Origin of the sequence: Nocardia sp. NPDC004168 (genome assembly GCF_040610355.1) — a bacterium.
Taxonomy (GTDB): domain Bacteria; phylum Actinomycetota; class Actinomycetes; order Mycobacteriales; family Mycobacteriaceae; genus Nocardia; species Nocardia sichangensis.
In genome coordinates this window covers 1-7,220 of sequence record NZ_JBEXME010000066.1, presented here as the reverse complement: position 1 = coordinate 7,220, position 7,220 = coordinate 1, and the positions used below count along the sequence as shown (strand labels likewise).

2 protein-coding genes are annotated in these 7,220 nt (G+C 69.5%); both read right to left on the bottom strand.

Annotation, left to right across the window (positions count from 1 at the left end):
- Positions 1-5,774 (bottom strand): amino acid adenylation domain-containing protein (locus ABZW96_RS36950; RefSeq protein WP_355081465.1); only part of this gene is annotated, 5,774 nt, incomplete at its 3' end.
- Between the two features lie 279 nt (positions 5,775-6,053).
- On the bottom strand, positions 6,054-7,220 hold a 1,167-nt coding region (locus ABZW96_RS36945), incomplete at its 5' end, for a thioesterase domain-containing protein (RefSeq protein WP_355081464.1).

Here is a 7,220-nt window from a genome sequence, read left to right as displayed (position 1 = left end):
GCATGCGTCGCCGCATCGATCTCGATATCCACTCGCGCACCCGCCAGCGACGCCACCGCAGGCCGCGGACGATCCGTCGGCAACTCCAGCAAATCGGGAAGACCAGCCAACTCCTCCCGCCAGAAACCGATCTGCCGAGCAGCAATCGAGGCCGGGTCGTTCTCATCCCCCAACACCGCACGCTGCCACAACGCGTAATCCGCATACTGCACCCGCAACGACGACCACCCCGGAGCCACACCCGAAGTACGCGCCGCATACGCCACCATCACATCCCGCACCAACGGACCCATCGACGACGCATCCGCCGCAATGTGATGCACCACCACCGCCAGCACATATTCCCGCGGCGCATCCGCGATCCGCAGCAGCCGCACCCGCACGGGCACTTCGGCGGTCACGTCGAACGGAGTCGCAGCGAGCGTGTACACCTCGCTCGCGACCTCGTCCACGCCGATCGCATGCGCGCCCACATCCAGCGCCACCTGCCCGGCGGCCAGAACCACCTGCACCGGACCATCCGCGGTCTCCGGATACACCGTGCGCAGTACCTCGTGGCGTGCCACCACGTCGTGCAGCGCCGCGCCCAGCGCGGCGACATCCAGTTCGCCGGTCAACCGCAATGCGAAGGGCAGGTTGTAGGCCGCGGCGGCAGCGCCGTCCACGTGGTCGAAGCGGTTGAGGAACCACATCCGCCGCTGCGCCAACGACAACGGCAACCGCTCCGGCCGGGCGATGCTCCCCAGCTCCACACCACGCTCACCGTGCGTGTGCGACTCCAGCGCCGCCGCCAACCCGGCCACCGTCGAGGTCTCGAACAGCGCCCGCACCGGCACGCGAGCATCGACCGCCGCACCCAAGCGCGCCGCCGCCTGCGTGGCGACCAGCGAATTGCCGCCGAGCGCGAAGAAGTCGTCATCCGCGCCGACCCGGGTCACACCGAGCACCTCGCCGAACACACCCGCCACGATCTCCTCGACCGCCGTCGCGGGCGCACGTAACTCACGCGCGGTGAAGGCAGGTTCGGGAAGCGCCTTACGATCGAGCTTGCCGCTGGGATTCAGCGGCAACGCATCCAGTGCGACGATGGCGGCCGGAACCATGTAGCCGGGCAGCGTTTCCCCGGTTGCAGCGAGCAGCTCGCCTGGCTCGATCGAGTACCCCGGCATGGGGACCGTGTAGGCGACGAGCTGGTCCCCGAGCGACGAAGGCGCGACCAAGGCCACCGCCTGGCTCACCGAAGGCTGCGCCAGCAGCGCCGTCTCGATCTCGCCCAGCTCGATCCGCTGACCACGGAACTTCACCTGGAAATCGGTCCGGCCGAGGTAGTCCAGCCGATGCGGCAGCGCTTCGGTCGGGGCGCGCCAGACCACCAGGTCACCGGTGCGGTACATCCGCTCACCGTTGCCGAAGGGATTGGCCACGAACCGGTCTGCCGTGAGATCGGGACGCCGCACATAACCGCGGGCCAGCTGATCACCGGCCAAGTACAGCTCACCGGGCACACCCACCGGCACGGGTTGCAGATGCGCGTCCAGCACATACACCTGGGTGTTCCACTGCGGCACGCCGATCGGCACGCTGCGCTCGTCCGCGGCCGTCGCGGGCCAGTAGGTCACCGACACCGCCGCCTCGGTCGGGCCGTAGAGATTGTGCACGGCCGCGTCGGTCACCGTGCGCACGGCGGCGACGGTCTCCGGCGGCAGCGCTTCGCCGATCACGAAGATGTCGCGCAAAGTGGGGCACGACCCGGGAGCGGTGTGCGCGGCGAAGACCGTCAGCATGGACGGCACGAAGTCCGTCACCGTCACACCCTGCGCCGCAATGGTTTCCGCGACATACGCCGGATCGCGATGCCCGTCGTGGGCGGCGACGACCAGCTTCGCGCCCACGCGCAGCGGCAGGAAGTAGCCCCACAGCGAGACGTCGAAGGTCGTCGCCGTCTTCTGCAGGTACACGTCGTCGGCGTCCAGCGGATAGGCCGCGAGCATCCAGCTGATCTGGTTCTGGATCGCGAAGTGCGAGATCGCCACGCCTTTGGGCCTGCCGGTCGACCCAGAAGTGAAGATCACGTACGCCGGATGGTGCGGCGACACCGGACGCACCAGTTCTTCCGCGCGAACCGGGCTGTCGTCGAATCGGTTCGGATCCAGCGCGTCCAGCAGCAGGACCGCGGTGCCTTCCGGCACGTCCACCGCGTCGGCGGAGGTCGTGAGGACGCAGACCGGCTGCGCCGTGTCGAGGATGTGCGCGATGCGTTCGGCCGGATGATCCGGATCCAACGGCACATACGCCCCACCCGACGCCACCACCGCATACATCCCCACCACAAGATCCAACGACCGCCGAACCGCCAACCCCACCAACGACTCCGCACCCACACCCTGCGAAATCAACAAACGCGCCAGCCGATTCACCCGCGCATCGAACTCACGATAAGTCAGCTCGACGCCCTCGTGCACCAAGGCCACCTCGTCCGCGTACGCCTCCGCGGCGCGCCGGTAACCGTCCAGCAGCAACTCTGCGGACACCGCGTACCTGGTGCTGTTCCACTCGAGCAGGATGCGTTCGCGCTCGGCGGGAGCCAGCAGGTCGATCGCGCCGATCGGCCGATCCGGCTCGGCCGCGACGGCGGTCAGCAACAGATCCAGCCGCCAGGCGAACTCGGCGATCGTCCGCTCGTCGAACAGGTCGGTGGCGTAGGTGAACATCGCCGTGAACCCCGTGGCCTGTCCACCGGCGGCGGGCACCACGGTCAATTGCAGATCGAATTTCGCCATCGCGCTGTCGAACTCGACCACCCGAGCGGACAGTCCGGGCAGAACTATCTCGGGCATGCTGAGGTTCTGGTAGAACAGCGCCACTTGGAACAACGGATGATGCGCCTGCGAGCGGACCGGGTCCAGCACCTCGACCAGCCGCTCGAACGGCAACTCGGCATGCGAGAACGCGCCGAGATCCGTTTCCTTCGTCCGACCGAGCAGCGCACGGAACGACGCGCCGAGATCGATCCGGGTGCGCAGGACCAGCGTGTTGACGAACATGCCGATCAGCGGATCGAGTTCCCGCTCGCCCCGGCCCGCCACGGGCGTGCCGATGGTGATGTCGTCGGTGCCGGTGAGCCGGGCGAGCAGCACCGCCAGGGCGCTGTGCACCACCATGAACTCCGAGGCGCCCGCACTTTGTGCCAGTTCGGCGAGACCTCGGTGCACGGAGGCGTCCACCACGAAGGTGTACTCCGCGCCCCGGCCGGAGGCGACGGCTGGACGCGGCCGGTCCGCGGGTAGGTCGATCCGGTCCGGGATGCCCGCCAAGGCGTCGCGCCAGTAGGCGATCTGGGCCGCGGCCACCGAATCCGGGTCGTCCTCGTCGCCGAGCATCGCGCGCTGCCACAGCGTGTAGTCCGCGTACTGCACGGGTAGCGGTTGCCAGGACGGGCGGGCCCCGTTGCGCCGGGACAGGAACGCGCTGAGCAGGTCACGCAGGAACGGCGCGACCGAAGCGCCGTCGGCCGCGATGTGGTGCACCACCACAACGACCACGTGGTCACCGGGACCGATCTCGGCGAGTGCGATGCGCAGCGGCACCTCCGCCGCGACGTCGAAGCCGGTCAGCGCGAATCCGCGCAGCCAGTCCGGTAGCTCGTGCTCGGCGACCGGCTTCGGCGCGAGGTCGGGAACGGCCTGCGCGGCGGGCAGCACCACCTGATACCCGGTACCGTCCACCGCCGGATACACCGTCCGCAACGTCTCATGACGCCCGACCACATCCGCGACCGCCGCCTGCAACGCCGCCACATCCAACACACCCGACAACCGCACCGCGAACGGAATATTGTTCGCCGCGGACCCGGTATCGAACTGATTCAAAAACCACATCCGCCGCTGCGCGGGCGACAACGGCACCCGCTCCGGACGCTCCACCGCCACCAACGCGCGCCGGTCGCCCGCGCCCTTCAACGGCTCCAACCGCGCGGCGAGCGCGGCGACGGTGGGGCTCTCGAAGATCAGCCGCGCGGGCACCCGCGCCGCGATGGCGGCCCCCAACCGGGCCGCGACCTGCGTCGCGATCAGCGAGTTGCCGCCCAGCTCGAAGAAATCGTCGTCCGCGCCGACCGGCGCGCCAGGGCCGAGCAGTTCGGCGAACACCTCGCCGACCAACTCTTCGAGCGGGCCGACCGGCGCGCGGAACACCTTGGTCTGCAACCGCGGCGCGGGCAGCGCCTCGCGGTCCAATTTGCCCACCGGAGTCAGCGGGATCTCGTCCAGCACCATGACGACCGTCGGCACCATATGCGCGGGCAGGCTCTGCTCGGCGAACGCGGCCAGTTCGGCCGCGTCGGCGTCCATCCCCGGCGTGGCGTGCACATAGGAGACGAAAATGGTCGCGCCGCTGTCCAGGTGGTGGCCGACGGTGACGGCGAAATCGACCGTCTCGTGCGCCGCCAGCACCGCATCGATCTCACCGAGCTCGATACGGAAACCGCGAATCTTCACCTGGAAGTCGTTGCGACCCAGGTACTCCAACTCGCCATCCGGCGTCCAACGCACCAGATCACCGGTGCGATAGAGGCGTGACCCATGCGCGTCGAACGGATTCGCCACGAAGCGGGACGCGGTCAGTCCCCGCCGTTCGTGATAGCCGCGGGCCAGTTGCGCACCGGCGATGTACAGCTCCCCCACGACACCGCTGGGGACCGGGACCAACCGCTCGTCCAGCACGTATTCGGTGACGGCCCGGATCGGCGCGCCGATCGTCACCGGTTCCCCCGGCACCAGTGGCGCGCTGATGTTCGTCATGATCGTGGTCTCGGTCGGGCCGTACCCGTTGAAGAACTCACGGGTGCGCCCACCCGACACCGGTAGCACCCAGCGCCGCACGAGCTCCGGCGGGCACGCCTCGCCACCGGCCACCACCACACGCAACTCGTCCAACCCCGCCGGATCCACCGACGCCAGCGCGGCCGGCGTCACGAACGCGTGGGTCACGGCCTCCCGGCGGATGAGGGACGCGAATTCCTCGCCGCCGAACACCGTGGGGGACGCGACGACCATGGTGGCCGCGCCACCCAGCGCGAGCAGCAACTCCAGCACCGACGCGTCGAACGACGGCGACGCGAAATGCAACGTCCGCGACGCACTCGTCACCCGATACCGATCACGCTGCTCGGCACAGAAACTCGCCAACCCCGCCTGCGTGACGACCACACCCTTCGGCTTGCCCGTTGAGCCGGAGGTGTAGATGACGTAGGCGGGATGCTCCGCGCGCAGCGGACGAACCCGATCGGTGTAGGTCACCGGATCGGCCGGGAACTCCGCGAGCCGCCGGGCGCAGTCCGCGGTGTCGATGGCCAGCCACTCGACCCGGTCCGGTAGGTCACCGCGGAGTTCCTCCACGGTCAGCCCGAAGACCGCGCCCGAGTCGGCGACCATGTGCTCGACCCGGTCGGCCGGATAATTCGGATCCACCGGCACGAACCCCGCACCGGTCTTGGCCACCGCCCACACCGCGACCACCGACTCCACCGAACGCGGAACACCGACCGCGACCAGATCCTCCGGACCCACCCCGCGATCGATCAACAAACGCGCCAAACGCGTGGACCGTTCGTCCAGCTCGGCATAGCTCAGCGCGGCCAGCGTGGCGGTCGCGTCGGCGAACACCACGGCCGCGCCGCTCGGGTTGGCCTCGACGGCGGTGGCCATCAATTGCGGCAGAGTGGTGACGCGGGGGCGGCGGGTCCGGGTCGGGCGCACACGCGCCGGGCGGGTCATACGCGCACCGCTTCCGCAGTCTCGTCACGCCGCTGCCCGACCGCCCGAACCATCGTGCTGCCTCACCCTGTCTATCGTCGCCGCACGCACGTCACCATGCTCCCCACCCTGGGATCATCGAACGTGCGCAGGTCGATCGTTACCTGACCACCGGCGCACGCCGAGCGCGACCGGCCTCGACCCTGGGGTTTCGGGTCGAAAACGGACGCACGTGACGAGTGCCGCGGTTGATTATTACCTGCCGACGCGCGATTGGGGTCGCGACGTCGGCAGGGATGGTCAACGGCGAGCGTCGAGCAGAGCGGCCAGCTGCGGTCCGATCACCGCCAGCGCCTCCGGTGTGGCCATCCGAGCGTGGGTGACCTCGACCGGCCGGTCGACGACCATGCCCTGGACGTACGGCCACCAGTCGGCGGCGGCGGCGCGCAACTCGTCGGTGGGATCGGCGACCGCCGCGCTGAAGTACTGCACGGTGCCGCGGAATACTCCGGGCCGGTGCTCGGCGATCAACTCCGCCGAGCGGACCGCGGTGCGGTAGATCCGGCGCAGCCGCTCGGGAGTCACCGCGACCAGATCGGCCGGGATCATGGCGTGCAACGCGGCCAACGACTCGTCGTCGAGTTCGTAGACGTCGCCGTCCGCGGTGACCGCCGTGCCGAGGCCGAGTTCGGCCAGGGCCCCGCGCACCGCCGCGCGGAATCCGACCACGTCCGGATTCGGATGGCTGTCCATCATGGCCAGCAACTCCACCCGCTCGCCCGCGTCCTGCAACCTGGTGGCGATGGCATGGGCGAGCACGCCGCCGAGGGACCAGCCGAGCAACCGGTACGGACCCTGCGGTTGTACCGCCCTGATCTCGGACAGGTAGCGCTCGGCCAGTTCGTCCAGCGAACCGGGCAGCTCGACGTCCTCCGACAGCGCGGGCGATTGCAGGCCGAAGATCGGCTGCTCGACGGGCAGGAACTGGGCCAGACCCGCGTACGACCAGGCCAAGCCGTACATCGGATGCAGGCAGAACAGCGGTGCCGCCGATCCGCTCGCCCGGATGGGCAGCAGCACGTCCAGCGCCGCGGTGGCGTCGGCGTCGCCCGCGTCGATGCGCGCAGCCAAGCCCGCCACCGTGGCGTCGGTGAAGAACCACTGCACCTGCACCGTCGCTCCGGTCGCGTCCCGCAGCCGCCCGGCCACCTGGGCCGCGAGCAGCGAGTTACCGCCGAGCCCGAAGAAATCGTCGTCCAAGCCGACGCGGTCGGCGCCGAGCAGTTCGGCGAACGCGGCGGCCACGGCCTGCTCGGTGACCGTCTGCGGCGCGCGGTAGGCGGCTGTGCTGACGATCTCCGGTGCGGGCAGTGCCCGGCGGTCCAGTTTCCCGTTCGCCGTCAACGGCAACACCTCGAGCACGACCACCGCATCCGGCACCATGTAGCCGGTCAGGAATTCGGCGAC